This is a genomic window from Lysinibacillus parviboronicapiens, assembly GCF_003049605.2.
Taxonomy (GTDB): Bacteria; Bacillota; Bacilli; order Bacillales_A; family Planococcaceae; genus Lysinibacillus; species Lysinibacillus parviboronicapiens.
In genome coordinates this window covers 359245-377433 of record NZ_CP073713.1, presented here as the reverse complement: position 1 = coordinate 377433, position 18189 = coordinate 359245, and the positions used below count along the sequence as shown (strand labels likewise).

Sequence of the window (18189 nt, the reverse complement as noted above, 5' to 3'; positions counted from 1 at the left end):
ATCCATACCTATTGCCTTCCAACCATTCCAATTAATTTTCTATATTAGATTTTATTTATGTACGACTATCATACTCTTTGGCTTTAAAACGGCTTTGAACTACATCACATGAATGATAAATTATCGAGTTAATTGCCCTTCTCACTAACTTTTTTCTACATATCCTAAAAATGAAAGGAGGGAAAATTGTGTACGTAAATAAAGATAGTTGTAATTGTTTATCAACACAAAGAGAATGCAATCATTTAGGACCTTTTGTGGCTATAGATATAAACTGTATAAACACACCTATTGACGGCGGCGATGGTACTAATGACAATGGTTCAATAATCCCGTTTTCCTCTGGCATTACTACATCAGTAGTTGGTATTGCTGAAGGCGCTACATTGGTAGCAAGCCTTATAGGATTCGGTAGTGCTATTAACGGTATCACTTTATTAGGCGATAATACGATAGACTTAACTGGGATTCTAAGCGAAGCCTTTTCAGTTCCACGCAATGGTAATATTACTGGGATTTCCGCGACATTTAATTCATTTATAGACCTTAATCTAACTGGTACTCATACGATTACGGCTCAAATTTATCGTGCTCCTGCCGGAACTAACATCTACTCCCCGACAAATGCACGTGTTGATTTAGCACCACCGATTACAGGACCGTTTCCAGCGATAACTTTTGGAACAGGAGATATCGAGCCTGTACCTGTATCAGTAGGCGATCGTTTATTGATGGTATTTTATATTTCAACAACTATAAATCCTCCAGCTCTCAACTTCTCAATTTCAGGTAGTGCGAGTGCAGGTATTACTATTGTATAAATTTTTTTCTCAATCTTGTCGTTATAATCTAACGATAAATAAGCGTTTGATTTAAATAGATATGATTGAGCCATACGCTAATTTATTGTTTTCGATTATCACGTGCATTAAGCCAGTTATAGAACGGTACTGGTCGCTCAATTCGTAAAATGAAGTCACTCACCTTGTAGTAAATCCCAAAAGCTGGTTAAAGTTCGAACTCTTGGGGTTCACTCACACTACACCTGAGTGGCTTTTTTATATGTTACTTGATTAGTGCCTCTTTAATTTGCTTATCCTTGTAAGTGAAATGGTATAACGTACCCGAAGTTAAGTTGGAGGTGGCGGAGATAAAAAAGTCTTCAACATTTTTATTACTACTTTTCATTAGCCTAATATTAAGTGGTTGCTGGAGCAAAAAAGAATTAAATGAACTTGCTATTGTAGTAGCTGCTGGTGTGGATAAAATAGATGATGAATACGAAGTTTCTGTGCAAGTAGTTGCTCCTGATGAAATATCTTCAAATAAACCCTCTAGTGGACGATCACCGGTTGTAACATACCATGCTAAAGGGAAATCTGTATTTGAAGCAATACGGAGACTGACAACAGTTACACCTAGAAAAGCTTATTTTGCACATCTTCAAGTTGTTGTCATCGGAGAGAAATTAGCTACAGAGGGTATCGATCAGACAGTAGATTTATTAGCAAGAGATCCTGAAACTAGAAATGATTTTGATGTCATCGTATCTTACCAGTCTTCTGCAAAAGAGGTATTAAATGTTTTAACACCCATAGAAAAAATACCTGCCAATAAAATGATAAATTCATTAGGTGGAACAGAAAAAGCTTGGGGATCCACAGTGTCAGTCAATATAGAAGACTTAGTAACTATCCTTGGGAATAAAGAAAAAAGCGCCGTGCTCTCTGTCATTGAAATACAGGGAGATACACAATTAGGTATGGATAAAGTCAATGTAGAAAGAATTAAAACGCCTACGTTATTGAAGTATGCGGGTTTAGCCATATTCAAACAAGATAAATTAATAGGATTATTAACAGAAGAAGAAAGTAGAAGCTTTAATTTTTTAAATGATAATATAAAAAGTACTGTTGAAGTTATTTCTTGTCCTAAAGAAGGTAAGTTAACCACAGAAATTACAAAATCAACCACTAAAATTAAAGGGAAATTTAAAAATAATACACCTAAAATTAATGTTCAAATTGATATAGATCAAAATGTGGGCGAAGTTGAATGTGCTATAGATTTAACCGAAAACAAATCTATTGCGTACATTAATAAAAAAACTGCAGAATTAATAAAGGTTCAAATTGAAGAAGCGCTTATGACCATTCAAAAAAATTATCAAGCCGATATTGTAGGGTTTGGGGAAGTGCTTTACCGTGAAGATTACAAAGCATGGAAAAACATTAAAGATGATTGGTCATCGATATTTCCCGAGTTAGAGATAAAAGTTGAAGTCAATGTAAATACTAGTGGATTGGGTACTATGACAAACTTGAAATTAAAGGAGTAATTACAGTCATGAAAGAAAAACACCAGTATTCATTTAAATTGTAATACCTACTCTTTCCCATGTATTCATTTGCTTCAAAAGTCCTGAATAGTTACTGTTGTTGTTTTATCGAGCGCAAATATGCACATTCCTAACAGCACAATCTTTTAAGTGGTCTATCATTAAAACTTTCTTTCCAGCGATGAAGATGTTTCTTTATTTATAACAACGCTACATTTTCCGTTTTTTATAATACTTTGTAATGAGGAATTATAGCTCCCCTTGTATAATTCATACGCAATTTGAACATATATGGAGTAACAAGGGAGGTAATTAACATGAAAAAACTATTGTACATCTTGCTGCTATTCACACTATTATTATCAGCTTGTGGAAAAGATGCCGAACCAAAGAAAGTAGCAGTCGACAAAGACACATCTGTTAAGGATATAGTTGGCGCAATCGTAAAAAATAAATATACTGTCGAAGAAGACAAAGGTATCGTCACAATTTCAATACAAGATACCGATGTACGTGAAGGCTTAAAAAGTCAAATGTTAAAGGATTCCACAAGAATATTTGCAGAAATTTCAAAATTAAAAAGTGTAAAAACTCCGACAATTATCTGGTCTGCCCCGTTAGCTGAGCCTAATGGTCAGGAAGAAATGGCGGAGGTATTAAGTATTTATTTTAATGAACAAGATTTTAAAGAAGTAAATTGGACCACTTACGAACAATTGAATATTGAGTCAATTGCCACTCAGTATACAGAAAATGATGCCCTAGAAGATTAATAACATGCTTTTACACCCATTCTTCATGTGTGGTTAGCTCTTGCAAGTTCAACTTCATTTTTCTGCATTAAAATACCCATCTTCGCATTTTACAAAGATGGGTATTTTATATTGGACATACGTAAACACCGTGTTATTTAACATATGTATGTATGGCCTCAGTTAGTAGCGTACGCTTTATTTTATAATGGGTTGCTTGCCAAATACCTTTCTCATTCAGCAAGATTAAAAACTGTGGTGATTCATGTTTAACGCCAAGATCGTTTTCAATGAAGTTCGAGACGTCTCTTTCCAGTTGTACAATAACTAAGTATTTAGGCAAATCTGTGTTCAGTGCTTTAAATTCTTTTAATGCCGAAATACTACTTATACAAGTCATACTGAACTTTAGTAGAAGGATGGGCTGTTCTTTCGACTGCTTTAAAATTTTCCCCCAGTCTTCGTTTGTTTTAATGCGTTGCACAATGTATCACCTCCAATACAATCGCTTAAAAGATACCATTATTATATACCACCCTAGGTATTTTAGAAGCTATTAGTATTCGAGAACATAAATTTGTTCCAACTAAATTATTTATATACCTGCTGTGTTCATCAACACAAGACGCCAACCATCAGGGTCTTCAATTGTAATGCCCTTTTCCGCCCAATAGGGATTTTCTGGTTCGGCTTCTTGGTATCCCATGTGCGCCAAGCGTTTGGCGATACGCTGAATAATTTCGTGCTGCGGCATATAGAGCACGAGGAGATTGTCTTTTGATGGCGCTGGGCATGGGCTACCCTCAATATGCTCCGTAAACTCCAAATGATAGCTGGCGTTTGGAAGTCCAATCATCACACCTTTATAACCTTGATGTCCAGTGAAAGAGCCTACCTTTTCTAACCCTAGCCCTTCACAATAAAACTTTTCAATCTCGTTTAATTTATCAGTCGGTCTTGCAACACGTACTTGTGCTACCTGTAATTCTGTTGACCATTGTTCACTCATATTTATCCCCTTTTCGATCATTATAGTATTGAAATGCAAGAAGGGAGAACAGTCAAAGGTCTGAATATTATTTTGTTTCCGCCTCGCTGTCATCCTGAAATGTGGAAATCATCGAAATACTAGCGAAACATTCCGCAATCTTAGAGAGCCATTACTCACTGACATGATAAATTTTATCTGCCTGTTGTAGTGGATTTTCTTTTTTCATATAATACGCCTCTGCTTGCCAGTATCTACTTTTGTACTTATCCATTCGTGCATGTAAATCACCCATATAGGAATCACGACTTAATACTCTTTCTTCCCTTATTGTTCTCGAACATTGTAAAAACAAAGTATAATCATAAAATTTTCTCCACTCGTGTCTTTGTAGAAATATCCCTTCAATTAAAAGAATGCTGTCTGTTGCTACTACCATTTTTCTATTTGTCATTAAATTAGTTGTACAATCGTAAAAGGGTAGTAAAATCTCTGTCTTGTTACAATGAAGTTTCTTTAAGATATCCTTCTTTATTAACTCAATATTCCATTGTAAGTAGTAATATTCATACCATTCTGCAAATCCGGTATTGTAACGTTTGTTACTTTCCACTATATGGTCATCAATATGAATGACATTGACCAAACAATTACGCTTTAGCCGATCCTCAAGCTTTTTTACAAAAGTTGTTTTTCCTGCACCACCTAATCCGTCTATTGCCACAATTAAAGCCCGATTTTTATTACAGCGTCGTTCAAATTTATGGATTATTGCATTTATCACTTCTTGCGTGCACATGAATGGCCCCACACTCCTATAAATCAATTTTACGAAGGGATTAACCGGTGTTTCTTAACGCAGCCTTATATAATCTCTCTATTATCCTATTGAAATGTATCTTTAAGCTCAGAAGTGTTAGCATAAAATTTATGTTTAGAACGTTGAATATTACAAATAAACAATACAGTGGCTACTAGTAACATTATCAAAGAGCCTGAAACGACAACAACTCTGATAGATAGTACTTCGGAAGCAAATCCAAAGATAGCAGTGACGATAATAATAAGAAAAGCTTCCACAAGACCATAAATACTCCCTATTCTCCCCATAACATGCACAGGAATATTATTTTGATAAAAAGTATTAAAACCTGTATTGGCAAAGGCCGTTGCAAATGACAAAATAAAGCACCCGATGGATGCTAGTAGAAATGTATATGAAAATGCGAACATTATATAACCACTTGCAGTTATCAACGAACCCAATCCAATAAGCCAAGAAGTAGGTATTTTCTCAACAATTAGCGTATTCGTTAATGAACCGATTAATACCCCTGCACCAGCAATGCTCACTAAAACTCCATATTGCCCTTCAGATAACGAAAGCACCTGAGTAGCAAATGCCGCCTCTAAAGAATCCGTAGCTGTCATCATGACGATCATGGCACTATATAAAAGGTAGATGGTCATGATATATGCATATTTTCTACTAAATCTTAGAACAAGCTTCCAATCTTCTATTAATATCTTTATTGATAATTTATTTTCTGCTTTCTCAACAAATAGTCTAGATGCTTCAACATTGGGCATTGCCAACGTCATTAATGCAGATAGAAATAATGCAGTAGCATTGATATAAATAGCCATGTTAGGTGTACCTATTGTAAACATTAATCCTGCTATCGCTGGACCTGTCAAAAAGGCACCTGAATCTAATAAACTGCGCAAAGCGTTAAATCGCTTTCTTTGTTCAATCGGTATTAACTTCGTAATAAAGGTCATTGATGTTGGATGATATATTGAACTGAAGATAGTAATTAAAAAAACCATACAATATATAAAACCCAAAGAAGATACAAAAGGTAATACTGTAATGAATAAAGCTTGCAACATATTCAGTACAATCATGAGATATTTCTTATTCAAACGATCAATTACACTACCTGACCAAATATTCGTACAAACTGTCGATAAAGCTCTAATAATATATAAGGCAGAAACAGCAAGAGCTGATTCCGTTTTGTTCAAGACAATGAGGTTTAAAGCTATAAAATATATCCAACTACCCACACTTGACACACCAATACTACATAATAAAATAATCGGGTACCGCCAATTTTTAATATTCAATTCCATTCCTCCTTAATATTTTCATCACAATCTATTTTCAGCAAAATAAAAAATCTCATCTCCAAGACTTTAACGTCTTGGGGACGAGATTTTTTATCGCGGTACCACCCCTGTTTATTAATATGTCACCATATTAACCTTATCAGGTACAACAAACTATACCCTAGCTCTATAACAGGAGCTCCTGTCACACTATCCCCCTATATTCGGGTTCCAATGCGCTACTCAGAGGCTTGCTTCAATAAAATTTTCCTCGCTCCCTTTCAGCTACCGGAGTTCTCTGTAAAGAAATAATTTTATATACTCTTCTCTTCATTGCATATGTAACATATTAAATTTTTCATAAATCTAGTTTCAATATAATTCTTAATAATATATACGACAACATTATTAATTGTCAATAGTTGGAACTATAGATGTTTTACGCTCCTATTCACATGTAGTAATGAACTTTTCTTTGTGGTCTTACTTACATATAAAAACCAGTTCACTTTAATAGTGACTGGTTTTAATAAATTACTCTGCTAGCTCGACTGTAAATGACGCAGAGGTTTTCGCCTTCACTTCCTCTAGTGTTACACCTTCCGTTAGTTCAATCAGCTTCATGCCCTCATCCATAAAATCAAAGACCGCTAAATCTGTTATTAATCTATGCACAACACCTTTTCCTGTCAAAGGTAACTCACATTCCTTTTTAATCTTCGATTCGCCATTTTTATTGACATGCTCCATAACGACAATCACTCTTTTTGCACCAACAACAAGATCCATGGCACCACCCATGCCTTTCACCATTTTCCCTGGAATCATCCAGTTAGCAAGATCTCCTGTTTCTGAGACTTCCATGCCGCCTAAAATAGCAAGATCAATATGACCACCACGTATCATGGCAAAGGAATCAGCACTGTCAAAAAAAGATGCACCAGGCACAACTGTAACAGTTTCCTTACCTGCATTAATCAAATCAGCATCCACCACATCCTCTTCTGGGTATGGACCAATGCCAAGTAGACCATTTTCGGATTGTAAAAGAACATCATAATCAGCAGGGATTGCATTCGCCACAAGCGTTGGGATACCGATACCTAAATTGACGTTCATGCCATTTTCTATTTCTTGTACAGCTCTGTCTACAATTCTTTGTCTTGTATCAATCATCACGCTTCCCCCTTTTTCACAGTAAGACGCTCTATACGTTTTTCATAATTTTCGCCTAATAACACACGTTGTACAAAAACGCCCGGCGTATGAATATGGTCCGGATCCAGTTCACCAACTTCAACAATTTCTTCCACTTCCGCAATAGTAATTTTTCCTGCCATTGCAGCTAATGGATTAAAATTACGTGATGTTTTACGATAAACTAGATTTCCAAGCTTGTCTGCTTTCCAAGCTTTCACAAGGGCAAAGTCTCCGACAATGCCCTTCTCTAATATATATTCCTTGCCACCAAAAACTTTTACTTCTTTGCCTTCAGCAATCGGCGTTCCAACACCTGTAGCCGTGTAAAAACCAGGAATACCTGCTCCCCCAGCACGTATACGCTCCGCCAGTGTGCCTTGTGGCGTTAATTCAACTTCAAGTTCTCCACTTAAAAATTGCTGCTCAAAAATTTTATTTTCACCTACATAGGATGCAATCATTTTTTTTATTTGTTTATTGGCTAATAATAACCCTAATCCCCAATTATCTACACCACAGTTATTACTAACAACTGTTAAATCTTTTGTGCCCTGTTGTTCTAATGCTGAAATTGCTTTTTCAGGAATACCACATAAGCCAAATCCGCCTACAACTAATGTGTCTCCATCTTTAATATCTGCAATGGCTTCCTCGAACGAATTCCACACTTTCCCGATCCCCATCATCGAAACCCCCTAATATAGCTCGTTTATTAAGGAAAATTCTACATCAATACCATTTTATAAGTAAAGGAATTAATTTGAATACTACTTATTCCAAAAGGGCATAAATCTATTTTTCCTACTCTTCTTCCGAACGGATGGTCTTTAACAACTGCTTTAACGCATAGGATTGATATGTATTTTTCTTGGTAATAACCCCTAAACGCCAAGGCATATCAAAATTCAGCAAGGGGATAATTTTCACATTTTGGTTGGTTTGCTTAGCGGCAATCGAGTAAGGTAAAAGTGTTACGCCTAAGTTTGATGAGACAAGCTCCACTATCAAATCCCATTGAGAGCTCTTATAGCCAATAATTGGGTTAAAACCAGCTCTTTTACAGGATTTAATGACATAATCATGTAATGTAAATTCTTCTGTTAAAGTAATGAATGATTCATTTTTTAAATCTTGCAGAAGTATATAATCTTGCATTGCTAAGGGATGTTGCTCATTAATAAAAACAAAAAATTGATCCTCTACAAATGATTGAACCAAGAATTTTCGCTCATCTGTTGGTAAAACGACAATACCCATATCAACTTCACCGTTGTCCACTAAAGTGCCAATCATTTTAGCTCCTCTTTCCACCAACTCTAAGTGAACTTCTGGATATTGTTTATGAAATTTCCGAGCAATCTCTGGGAAAAATAATGTGCCAATTAATGGCGGTATTCCTAATTTAATAGACCCTGTTTTAATGTTAAGCAAATCATCCAGTAATATATGTAAATCATGAACAGATCGCATTATTTTCAGTCCTTGTTTATAGACGATGTTCCCTGCATCGGTTAAATCAACATTTCGAGTTGATCGGTTTAATAATTCTACATGAAGTGTGTCTTCTAACTTTTTAATACTTTTGCTTAAAGATGGCTGTGACACGAAAGATTCACTTGCCGCTTTGGTAAAACTTCCATGTTCAACAACAGCCATAAATGCTTTTAAATCTCTTAACTCCATCTAAAAACCCCTTATTTATTCTAATTTGTTATAAAAATATTTTTAAAAGTCTTATTTAGTAATAAATTCTCTGCCATTTTTTTTAATCCTTCTTCTAAAACTGATATAAGGTAAATACAATAGCGATAAGGTTTTCTATATCTAAAATAATATTTAATTATGTTATTTCTGTGAACGCAACTTTAAACGGCAATTCTATTTAAAGTTTCATTTACTGTCCTTCGCTCCATTTTTCTCTTTATTTACATATTTCTCTATGTAATATTATGAATAAGGGATGGTAGAGAAAGAAAGGGGATTTTTTAAATGAAAACATTAACTAAAATTTCGAATACTATAATGGAAAAATATTTGCCTGACCCATACATATTTGTCACTATACTCACGGTGCTAGTCTTATTATTAGGAGTCACATTAACAGACTCTTCCCCACTTGATATGGTCACATACTGGGGAGATGGTTTTTGGGGACTGTTATCCTTTACGATGCAAATGGTGATTGTTCTAGCCGCTGGGCACATTTTAGCAAATAGTCCGGTATTTAAAAAAGTGTTATCCACACTTGCAAGCAACATAAAAACGCCAAGTATGGCGATTATTGTTGTTACATTTGTTTCACTAATCGCTTGCTGGATTAACTGGGGATTTGGTCTGGTTATTGGAGCGCTTTTCGCAAAAGAAATTGCACGTCATGTACAAAAAGTAGATTACCGCTTACTCATCGCTAGTGCCTATTCGGGATTTGTTATTTGGCATGGTGGTTTAGCGGGCTCAGTACCACTTTCCATTGCGACAGAAGGCCACACTTTTGCGGATATTATGGGTGTTGTCCCGACAAAAGTTACATTATTTTCAACATATAACTTGTTTATTGTTATCGTTATTATGTTAACATTGCCCTTCTTTAACAGATGGATGATGCCTAAGGAAAAAGATGTAGTAGAAGTCGACCCTTCTTTATTAGCGGAAGAGAAAATTGCACTTCCCCCAGTAGAAAATAACTTTGCAAGTCGTTCTGAGCGCAGTTACATTTTAACAATTTTAATTGGAGCTATTGGGCTCGGGTATTTAATGCATCATTTTATAACGAAAGGTTTTGTATTAGATTTAAATGTCGTAAATACCATTTTCATTGTGCTAGGTATTATCTTCCATGGTACACCACAACGTTTTCTTGCTGCTGCACAAGATGCAATTAAAACAACAACAGGGATTGTTTTCCAATTTCCGTTTTATGCAGGTATCATGGGGATGATGACGGCTTCTGGTTTAGCAGCTGTATTTTCTGGATGGTTTGTTAACATTTCAAATGAGCATACTTTCTATTTATTCACATTTTTCTCCGCGGGACTTGTTAATTTCTTTGTGCCATCAGGCGGTGGTCAATGGGCTGTGCAAGCTCCGATTATGTTAGATGCAGCGACTAAATTAGGTGCAGATTATGCCAAAACTGCTATGGCTATCGCTTGGGGGGATGCTTGGACAAATATGATTCAACCATTTTGGGCTTTGCCAGCACTAGCGATTGCTGGTTTAAAAGCAAAAGACATCATGGGCTTCTGCTTATTCATCCTTTTCTATACAGGCATTATCATTAGCATTGGCTTCCTGTTTTTCTAACAAACATAGTCCTTTTTAACTTCACGGGAACTCTCCGTGAAGTTTTTTTGCTAGATTTAAGCAATTAGTGTATATTAATTCAATTGCAAATAGTTTAATGTTAAACTATTTACCGTGAAGAAATAAGAGAGCCATCAATACTCAGTTTATCGTTTATTTTAGGGGGATTTAAACTTTAATATCGATGGCGCAAAAACACAAGCTCAAGCTTTAGCGAAGTATCAGCAATTTTGACACCCTGGCCATCATCTTAATCATTTTAGACGTACACTAGTTGGATTGGAGCGCAGGCGGCGACTTCTGCGGGAATAGCATGAGTTGAAGGACCCGCAGGAGTGTAACGACGAGGAGATTGAAGCCATGCCCGCGAAAAGTGTCCGCCGTAGTGGAAATTAACGGGTTCTTTTAGAGTTTGACTACAATTTGAAAGCCCATGTTTAATGGGCCTTTTCTAAGGCAAGCTTAATGCCAAATCCAATTAAAATTGTACCTGTTAGTCCCTCAATAACTGTTTTAGTTGTGGGCTTCTTCATAAATGCACCAATTCTATCTAGCAAGTATACATAGAACACAAACCAGAGGGCTGTTATAGCAGTATAAATAAGCCCCATGAATAGAAATGGCACAAACGTGGCGCTTGAGACATCTACGAACTGCGGTAAAAACGTTAAGAAAAAAACTGCAACTTTAGGATTCATAATATTTGTCAAAAACCCTTGCTTAAAGCAAGATTGATGTGCGTATTTATGATCTACTTGCGTCTCATCTTGTAACACAGGAGGCAGCGAGCGTATTGTTTTTAATGTCCATAATGTCTTCACACCCAAATAACATAAATATACCGCGCCGACGTATTTTAAAACTGCAAATACATATGCTGACTTTACAATAATTGCTGAAAGGCCAATCACTGCAGCAAACGTATGAATTAGTAAACCACAGCATGAGCCAAGTATCGTCTGTATACCTCCCTTTTTACTAGCTGTAAGCGTATTTTTTGTCGCAATGGCTGTATCTGGACCAGGTAAAATAATCAGCAACACACACATTAGTAGAAAAACGGATACGTTTACCACTTTTAACCCCCCCTTAATATCTGAAAATTATAAAAATATTCTACCATATGTACAGACATACCAAAAGACACTTAAAGATAAAAAAATATCTTAAACTGTTCTGATTGACATGCAACCATAAGGTATTATAAAATCATAACACCTTATGGTTATATTTTTAAAAATAAAGGAGACTTAGTATGTCAGAAAAAATACAAAATATCATTAAAACAGTTACACTAAATGCATCTATTGATAAGGTCTGGGACTCTGTCACAGATGCCGAAAAACTTGGTACTTGGTTTATGCCAAATGATTTTCAACCTATTGTTGGACATGAATTTACGTTACAATCCCCCTTCGGACCTTCTCCATGTAAGGTTGAACAAGTGGATGCACCATATTTCGTGCGGTTCACTTGGGATACGGATGGATGGTTTGTAACATTTGAGCTTGAACAAGTTGGTGAACAAACGACATTTACCTTAACACATGGTGGCTGGAAAGAGGCGTCTCATATTATTCCGAAAGCTCAAATGCCAGCACAAGCTGTGCGTGAAAAAATGGACGGTGGCTGGACAATGATTATCGATAAAAGATTAAAAGAGGTTGTTGAAACAAAATGACACAGCTTGCTGAAAAGTATGATGTTTTTCAAGCAATTGCTGATCCTACGAGACGTCATGTTCTACAGCTTCTTGCAGCGAGTGACAAACCAATCACTCATATTTCTGAGCATTTTGCCATTAGCCGAACTGCTGTCGTTAAACATTTAAAAATATTAGAGCAAGCCGAGCTAGTATCTGCCAAAAAAAAGGGTAGAGAAAAGATTTATACATTACATGTAGAGCGTTTGAAAGAGATTGAAGATTGGTTACAGTATTTTGATCTATTTTGGGATAATAAACTGGCTCAATTACAAAACTTTGTTGAAAAAGAGTAAATAAAAATAAGAGCTGTTCAAAAAGTCATTCGAACAGCTCTTTATTCAACGCATATAAAATAATCCACCATTAATAATTTCAATTTTAATTTTTGCATCGTATTGTTCTTGTAAAGCTTTCTTTTCAATCTCATAGCATTCTGGCTTTTGCTCTACATCTTCATAAAAAAAATCTAATACGCGCTGATCTCGTTGCCACCTTTTTTTCGCTTGCACCGCCCATTCATGGTTATCCTGTTCGATAATCGCTTCGATTGTAGCATCTAATCTTTTAAGTGCACGGATGGGTTTAATAATATATTGCACATGGAAAACGTTCTCAGACTGAATAGCATCAAACTCAACTTTACTCAATACCTCATGAAAATCCTCTAAAATCATACCTGTCATTAAATTTAAGCCAAAGGAATACAGCATCTCTTTTGTTCGGTCGCAACAATATGAAACCTTATAATTCACACCTAGCCAGGGTGTAAGCATGATCTGTTCTCTCGATGCTTCAACTTTCTCAAACATTTGAACAAATGTCCCAAGCTCTCTCGTTGCTTGGAATAGCTGATTGAGCCTTGGTGAACCGAAATTTACTATCTCTCCGCGAACATTACTAGCTAGTGCCGTATGATCTGTAATAAATGTTACTTGTGCTGGATTTGGTTCGCCATTCGTAGCTTCTACATATTGCCAATAGAAGGGACGATTCATAATTCTTTTATCAATATCAATGGTTAATTGTACTGTGAGATAACAGGCGTCCTCCCCTAAAATATTGCAATCATTTTCCATGAAAAATTGTTTTAAATAACTGTGAACCTGCTGTGGAAACATGGCACTCCCCCCTCACATGTCAAACGGATTTTTTGAAATTTGTTAAGATAGCATCTAAGTCTCCGACTACCTTCTCAAATACATCAATTTTCGTATGGAGCAATGCCAAAATATCTTTTTCAATTGTGTTTTCTATAGCCAAATTATAAATATGAACATCGTGTTCTTGTCCTAACCGATGCACACGACCAATACGTTGCTCAAGCTTCATTGGATTCCAAGGCAAATCGTAGTTAATGACATGGTGGCAGAATTGCAGGTTAATACCTTCTCCTCCTGCTTCAGTTGCTATAAGCACCTGCGCTTTTTCCTTAAAAAGATGCTTCATATAGTCACGCTTGTTTTTATTGTACTTACCATTAAAAAGAACGCTCGTAATGCCTTTTGAATGTAAGTACCACTGCAAGTAGATTTGAGTTGCCCGATACTCCGTAAAAATAATGACTTTATCATCCGCTTGCTTAATAATTTCTAGTGTCTTTTCAGCTTTGGAGTTCACTTCTAAAGCCATTAATTTGACAAGTATCCCTTCAATCTCTTTGGTTTCCTTACTGTCTTCGAGCATTTTTGATAAAGTTAAAGCCGTCGCTTCTTTGCTACTGCACATTTCCTTTTGCAAGGTAATTAATGAAAATGAGCCGCTAGAAAGCGTCCCAAGTAGATCATAGATTTCTTTTTCCTCAGTGGTAAATTGTATGGGGATGATTTGAACGTGACGTTTTGTCCACTCGACGCCCGTGTCTTCTCTTCTATTTCGCACCATCACCTGATTTACTAATTCTTTCAAATAATCGTCATGCTCTAAATCATGCTTGCTAGCTGAAAATGCCGATTGGAATGTTTCATAATTTCCGAGATGACCTGGTTTGAGTAAAGAAATTAAATAATATAATTCAAATACATCATTTTGAATGGGTGTGGCGGTTAATAATAAACAAAACTTTTTCTTTAAGCCTTGTACAAATTCGTAAATCAATGTTTTATGATTTTTAAGTTTATGGGCTTCATCAATAATAATCATGTCATAATTCTGTGCATAAATTAGCTCTTTATGTGGGCTCTTTTTTGCCGTATCCATGCTCATTATCACGATATCATAGCGATCAATGGGACAATTTTTTTTATACGCTATTGCTGGAATATGGAATTTTTGATTCAATTCTTCAATCCATTGATTAATAAGAGAAGCCGGTGCTAAAATCAACGCTTTTTTTACGAGTCCACGAATCAGATATTCCTTAAGGATTAGGCCCGCTTCAATGGTTTTACCAAGCCCCACTTCATCAGCAAGTATCGCTTTTCCGTTCATGCGTTCAATAACCGTTTCAGCCACTTCTAGTTGATGGGTGAGCGGCGTTAAATTGGGTAAATATTTCGTCGCTTGTAAACCCGTGAATTCGGGAATTAAATTCATTTTTACAATATCATAGCTCATCTTGTACAATGTCCAGCTATCCCATTTCTCAAGATTATCTAATCTATTTATAAAACCTTCTTCCCATTCGGACGACCTTTCTACTATCATGATCATCACCTCATGCATTTATTTCTTAGTTAGGTTGTCCAAAAAAGTAAAAGCTATGTTAGATTTTGCTCTTGTAAAAATATACATATTTTAAGTGACATTCAAATGATTCCTTGCTGTTCAAATCATTTAATCTTCGAATTAATGTTGAGGTATTGTACTTTATTCTATTCGATTAAAATTGAAAAAATGTAGGTGCGTTAGCTAGTTATTCTAAGCTTGGTTTCTTTTTTCGATACCCTCCAAGTAAGAGTGCTATAACATCTGGAAGTGGTTATATGGCTACATTCAGTAGGACACTTTCTGCATGGGTTGAGTAAATTCTAAGCTCACCCGGTTGGTGATCTTTTTAGTAATTACCATAGCTTTGAACTACGAGAAAAGAGAAGGCTTTTATGCCCTCCCTCCTATTATCGAATAACTTACAAATTAAGAATTGAATAAAAGTATATTTCACATTGAATTTACAGCTTATTTGACATAAGCGACAGCTCTTACTGGAGATGCAGTTGAGTTTTTCAATTTAAGTGGCAGTGCCATAAAAGTAAAACGGTCATTTAAAGGTAATTGTTCAAGATTAACTAGATTTTCTACTATATAAATAGGGACACTTAACAGCTTTAAATGCACCTCACGTTTCATATTGTCATGGACATCAATATTCGCTAAATCTAGACCAATACATTTTACTTGCTTCTCGAATAACCAATCACCTGCACAAGTCGCAAAAGCATGCTCTAAGAAAAAGTCTCCTTGTCCCCACTTTGCAGTTCGTGTTCGTACTAACACAATATCATCTCGTTGTATAGTTATCCCTTGTCTATGCTCAGCCTGTGAAAGCATCTCTGCTGTAACAGGTTCGAACGGATCTTTGAAAGAGGAAACATCAAGTAAGACAGCCTCTCCATAAGTTTTTGTTAAATCCATTTCAGCCGTAGATTCCCCACCTCTGATAAAGTGAAGAGGTGCGTCAATATGTGTCCCACTATGATCAGACATACGTAAAAAGCGAGATTCAAACCCTTCACATGGTGCTATATATCGATGACCGGAGTTATCAAAAGTAGATTCTTCTTGTATAACGATTGGTGGATGCGATGTATAGGAAACTAAGCCATCATAAATTTCTAATGTTAAATCAATAATTTTCATTTATATTTCCTCCTTAAAATGAATCACAACTTTTCCATTTACTTTGTTTAGCGCACTTTCAAATCCATCAAGACTATCTTTAAATGAAACCGTATGTGCGACTAACTTATTGAATGGATACTTTGAATCCGCAGCCATTTGTAAAACTGCTTGAAAATTTGCTTGTGTAATACCGTAACTGCCTTTAATCATTATTTCGCCACGTACAATTTGATCCATTGGCACAGAAAACTCAGCAGAATTAATGCCGACTAATACAAGCTGGCCACCACGTTTAAGTAAACGAATAGCTTCTTTCGGAATGGCTGGATGACCCGAGCAGTCAATGATGGCATCATAGCCTGAAAACTTATCGTGAAATAGTTCCTCCATAGCAACAAACGTTGCTTGTACACCGATTTCTTTTGCTAACTGCAAACGACTTTGATCTTGCGGCACTCCAAGCATATGTGTTTGTTCATTACCCGCGCCCACTAATATCGCTGCTACCCCTAATCCTATAGGTCCAGGTCCAACTACTAAAATGGACTTTTTCTTGTAATCGGTTACTTTTAAAACTGCGGTATAACTAACTGCTAAGGCTTCTGAAATAGCTGCCACTTCATCACATACAGTGTCATCAATGACAATAATATTATTAATATCTGCTACCATATATTGTCCCATACCGCCAGCCTCGCGGAATCCATATCGAAGAGCTTCAGTTGGTGTTTTTATAAATTTATAGTCGTTGAAATCACAGCAATTCGTTTCGCCTCGTTGACAATAATCACAAACACCACAGCTTTTATAGGGGTTTATTACCACTCTCTTATTTAAAAGTGTTTTATCGCCAGCCGCCCCCATTGCTATAACAGTTCCCGTAACTTCATGACCGAGCACAAGTGGGTAAGTGACCCAATCATAGCCACCATGTCCATCATACATATGCAAATCACTCCCACAAATACCAACAGCACTTACCTTTAGTAAGCATTCATTACGATCTAACTCCGGGACAGTATAGGTTTTAAACTGAACATCCTTTTTCTTTGTTGAACACTTTACTAATGCTTGATATTTCATCGCCATATCTACTCCTGCTCTAATTCATAATTGTCGTCATGCATAGAAGCACCTCTACTGAACCAACTTAATAATATCTAGTAGTGTCTTTTCTTTTTGTGCCAAATATTGTTGCTTATCGATGGATGACCAGTCGTAAAATCCCTGATTGGATTTCATGCCATATTGTTTTGCGTCTATTTTTGCATGATGGATTTCAAGTGGTTTCGTGCCATTCTCTAAAGTTGGGTATACATAGTCTGCAATGGCATAATGCGTATCTAAACCATTTATATCTCGTTGCTCAAGTGGCCCTGTATTGGCTAACCGTACGCCTAGGCTCATTTTAGCAATAAAGTCTAACTCTTCAGCCGTTACAATCCCCTTCTCAACCAAAGACATCGCTTCTCTAGCAAGTGCACTTTGTAATCTATTTGCTACAAAGCCCTCAATTTCCCGTTTCAATAAGATAGGCTTTTTACACATACTCTGTAAAAATAGCATAGTAGCATTTGCTCGTTCCTGTGATGTATAAGCGCTAGGAACTACTTCTATTAAAGGGGTAATATGTGCGGGCGAAAAGAAATGTGTCCCAATTAAGCGTTCTTTATAGATCATTTTTTCTGCAATATCGCTAATTAGATAACTCGAAGTATTAGTACAAAATGTAATTTCTTTTCCGTAGTATGAATCTAGCTGTTCAAATAAAGTTTGTTTGACTTGTAAATTTTCAACAATAGCTTCAAAAACAAATGTTAAACCTTCAATACGCTCTAGTTTCGATAAAAAGGTGATTTTCTGTAAATCTGATTGTTGCTGTAATTGCTGTAATCTTTCTATATTTGGCTCATATAAATACACAGTCACATTATATTGCAGGAAATATTTTGCGATAGCAGAGCCCATAAAGCCTCCGCCTATTATCAGTATTTTTTGCATTGTTGGGTCTCCC

At 36.1% G+C, this 18189-nt stretch carries 19 protein-coding genes and 1 other annotated feature; of the genes, 6 read left to right on the top strand and 13 right to left on the bottom strand.

Going from position 1 to position 18189, the window contains the following annotated elements; genetic code table 11:
* Positions 1–188 precede the first annotated feature (188 nt).
* From C9J31_RS01955 to C9J31_RS01945, 3 genes are all read left to right on the top strand, one after another.
* Positions 189–821: an exosporium glycoprotein BclB-related protein gene (locus C9J31_RS01955; RefSeq protein WP_238602055.1), complete on the top strand. Its 633-nt coding sequence runs from the start codon at positions 189–191 to the stop codon at positions 819–821.
* Between the two features lie 320 nt (positions 822–1141).
* Positions 1142–2338 carry a Ger(x)C family spore germination protein gene (locus C9J31_RS01950; protein ID WP_238602054.1) on the top strand — a complete coding sequence of 399 codons (1197 nt, stop codon included), beginning with the start codon at positions 1142–1144 and terminating at the stop codon, positions 2336–2338.
* Positions 2339–2655: 317 nt separating this feature from the next.
* On the top strand, positions 2656–3111 hold the full coding sequence (locus tag C9J31_RS01945) for a hypothetical protein (RefSeq protein ID WP_107925012.1): 456 nt from the start codon (positions 2656–2658) through the stop codon (positions 3109–3111).
* Positions 3112–3244: 133 nt separating this feature from the next.
* Here the strand turns inward: C9J31_RS01945 and ytxJ are convergent, their stop codons facing one another.
* The 7 genes from ytxJ to C9J31_RS01910 form a co-directional block, all read right to left on the bottom strand.
* The gene (gene ytxJ, locus C9J31_RS01940; protein ID WP_054767946.1) at positions 3245–3574 is read right to left on the bottom strand and encodes a bacillithiol system redox-active protein YtxJ; all 330 of its coding nucleotides are present in this window, start codon (positions 3572–3574) and stop codon (positions 3245–3247) included.
* Positions 3575–3685: 111 nt separating this feature from the next.
* A complete protein-coding gene (locus tag C9J31_RS01935; RefSeq protein ID WP_107948456.1) occupies positions 3686–4099 on the bottom strand; it encodes a VOC family protein in 414 nt (137 codons plus the stop codon).
* 151 nt (positions 4100–4250) lie between these two features.
* Positions 4251–4877 carry a kinase gene (locus tag C9J31_RS01930; RefSeq protein ID WP_107948458.1) on the bottom strand — a complete coding sequence of 209 codons (627 nt, stop codon included), beginning with the start codon at positions 4875–4877 and terminating at the stop codon, positions 4251–4253.
* Between the two features lie 86 nt (positions 4878–4963).
* A complete protein-coding gene (locus C9J31_RS01925) occupies positions 4964–6214 on the bottom strand; it encodes an MFS transporter (protein WP_107948460.1) in 1251 nt (416 codons plus the stop codon).
* Between the two features lie 70 nt (positions 6215–6284).
* Positions 6285–6533, bottom strand: a binding site (T-box leader).
* Positions 6534–6724: 191 nt separating this feature from the next.
* Positions 6725–7366, bottom strand: a complete 642-nt coding sequence (locus C9J31_RS01920; RefSeq protein WP_193767023.1) for a 3-oxoacid CoA-transferase subunit B — start codon at positions 7364–7366, stop codon at positions 6725–6727.
* Entirely contained in the window at positions 7366–8073 is a 708-nt protein-coding gene (locus C9J31_RS01915; protein WP_107948462.1) for a CoA transferase subunit A, read from the bottom strand. The genes C9J31_RS01920 and C9J31_RS01915 overlap by 1 nt, the downstream gene beginning before the upstream one ends.
* Before the next feature lie 118 nt (positions 8074–8191).
* Complete coding sequence (locus C9J31_RS01910; protein WP_107948463.1) at positions 8192–9073, bottom strand: LysR family transcriptional regulator; 882 nt, start codon at positions 9071–9073, stop codon at positions 8192–8194.
* 306 nt (positions 9074–9379) lie between these two features.
* On the opposite strand from C9J31_RS01910, the gene C9J31_RS01905 reads away from it, so the two are divergent.
* Positions 9380–10693 carry a short-chain fatty acid transporter gene (locus C9J31_RS01905; protein WP_107948465.1) on the top strand — a complete coding sequence of 438 codons (1314 nt, stop codon included), beginning with the start codon at positions 9380–9382 and terminating at the stop codon, positions 10691–10693.
* A gap of 437 nt (positions 10694–11130) precedes the next feature.
* Here the strand turns inward: C9J31_RS01905 and C9J31_RS01900 are convergent, their stop codons facing one another.
* Entirely contained in the window at positions 11131–11769 is a 639-nt protein-coding gene (locus tag C9J31_RS01900; RefSeq protein ID WP_107948467.1) for a LysE family translocator, read from the bottom strand.
* A 179-nt stretch (positions 11770–11948) separates the two neighbouring features.
* On the opposite strand from C9J31_RS01900, the gene C9J31_RS01895 reads away from it, so the two are divergent.
* Together C9J31_RS01895 and C9J31_RS01890 are read left to right on the top strand one after the other, a co-directional pair.
* Positions 11949–12374: an SRPBCC family protein gene (locus C9J31_RS01895; RefSeq protein ID WP_107948468.1), complete on the top strand. Its 426-nt coding sequence runs from the start codon at positions 11949–11951 to the stop codon at positions 12372–12374.
* The gene (locus tag C9J31_RS01890; protein WP_107925002.1) at positions 12371–12691 is read left to right on the top strand and encodes an ArsR/SmtB family transcription factor; all 321 of its coding nucleotides are present in this window, start codon (positions 12371–12373) and stop codon (positions 12689–12691) included. Before C9J31_RS01895 ends, C9J31_RS01890 begins: the two co-directional genes overlap by 4 nt.
* A 45-nt stretch (positions 12692–12736) precedes the next feature.
* Here C9J31_RS01890 and C9J31_RS01885 read toward each other — a convergent pair whose 3' ends face one another.
* From C9J31_RS01885 to C9J31_RS01865, 5 genes are all read right to left on the bottom strand, one after another.
* A complete protein-coding gene (locus C9J31_RS01885) occupies positions 12737–13516 on the bottom strand; it encodes a YqhG family protein (RefSeq protein ID WP_107948470.1) in 780 nt (259 codons plus the stop codon).
* A 19-nt stretch (positions 13517–13535) separates the two neighbouring features.
* On the bottom strand, positions 13536–15047 hold the full coding sequence (locus C9J31_RS01880; protein ID WP_107948472.1) for a DEAD/DEAH box helicase: 1512 nt from the start codon (positions 15045–15047) through the stop codon (positions 13536–13538).
* Positions 15048–15512: 465 nt separating this feature from the next.
* A complete protein-coding gene (locus tag C9J31_RS01875; protein ID WP_107948474.1) occupies positions 15513–16193 on the bottom strand; it encodes a cyclase family protein in 681 nt (226 codons plus the stop codon).
* The gene (locus C9J31_RS01870; RefSeq protein WP_193767022.1) at positions 16194–17258 is read right to left on the bottom strand and encodes a zinc-dependent alcohol dehydrogenase; all 1065 of its coding nucleotides are present in this window, start codon (positions 17256–17258) and stop codon (positions 16194–16196) included.
* A gap of 54 nt (positions 17259–17312) precedes the next feature.
* Positions 17313–18176, bottom strand: coding sequence for a 3-hydroxyacyl-CoA dehydrogenase NAD-binding domain-containing protein (locus C9J31_RS01865; protein WP_167395972.1), 864 nt, complete (start codon positions 18174–18176; stop codon positions 17313–17315).
* Positions 18177–18189 lie beyond the last annotated feature (13 nt).

Bases quoted from the DNA above. Each gene is read 5' to 3' on its own strand.
- C9J31_RS01945 (WP_107925012.1), top strand. From the start codon at position 2,656: ATGAAAAAACTATTGTACATCTTGCTGCTATTCACACTATTATTATCA.
- C9J31_RS01935 (WP_107948456.1), bottom strand. From the start codon at position 4,099: ATGAGTGAACAATGGTCAACAGAATTACAGGTAGCACAAGTACGTGTT.
- C9J31_RS01930 (WP_107948458.1), bottom strand. From the start codon at position 4,877: ATGTGCACGCAAGAAGTGATAAATGCAATAATCCATAAATTTGAACGA.
- C9J31_RS01925 (WP_107948460.1), bottom strand. From the start codon at position 6,214: ATGGAATTGAATATTAAAAATTGGCGGTACCCGATTATTTTATTATGT.
- C9J31_RS01920 (WP_193767023.1), bottom strand. From the start codon at position 7,366: ATGATTGATACAAGACAAAGAATTGTAGACAGAGCTGTACAAGAAATA.
- C9J31_RS01915 (WP_107948462.1), bottom strand. From the start codon at position 8,073: ATGGGGATCGGGAAAGTGTGGAATTCGTTCGAGGAAGCCATTGCAGAT.
- C9J31_RS01910 (WP_107948463.1), bottom strand. From the start codon at position 9,073: ATGGAGTTAAGAGATTTAAAAGCATTTATGGCTGTTGTTGAACATGGA.
- C9J31_RS01905 (WP_107948465.1), top strand. From the start codon at position 9,380: ATGAAAACATTAACTAAAATTTCGAATACTATAATGGAAAAATATTTG.
- C9J31_RS01895 (WP_107948468.1), top strand. From the start codon at position 11,949: ATGTCAGAAAAAATACAAAATATCATTAAAACAGTTACACTAAATGCA.
- C9J31_RS01890 (WP_107925002.1), top strand. From the start codon at position 12,371: ATGACACAGCTTGCTGAAAAGTATGATGTTTTTCAAGCAATTGCTGAT.
- C9J31_RS01885 (WP_107948470.1), bottom strand. From the start codon at position 13,516: ATGTTTCCACAGCAGGTTCACAGTTATTTAAAACAATTTTTCATGGAA.
- C9J31_RS01880 (WP_107948472.1), bottom strand. From the start codon at position 15,047: ATGATCATGATAGTAGAAAGGTCGTCCGAATGGGAAGAAGGTTTTATA.
- C9J31_RS01875 (WP_107948474.1), bottom strand. From the start codon at position 16,193: ATGAAAATTATTGATTTAACATTAGAAATTTATGATGGCTTAGTTTCC.
- C9J31_RS01870 (WP_193767022.1), bottom strand. From the start codon at position 17,258: ATGAAATATCAAGCATTAGTAAAGTGTTCAACAAAGAAAAAGGATGTT.
- C9J31_RS01865 (WP_167395972.1), bottom strand. From the start codon at position 18,176: ATGCAAAAAATACTGATAATAGGCGGAGGCTTTATGGGCTCTGCTATC.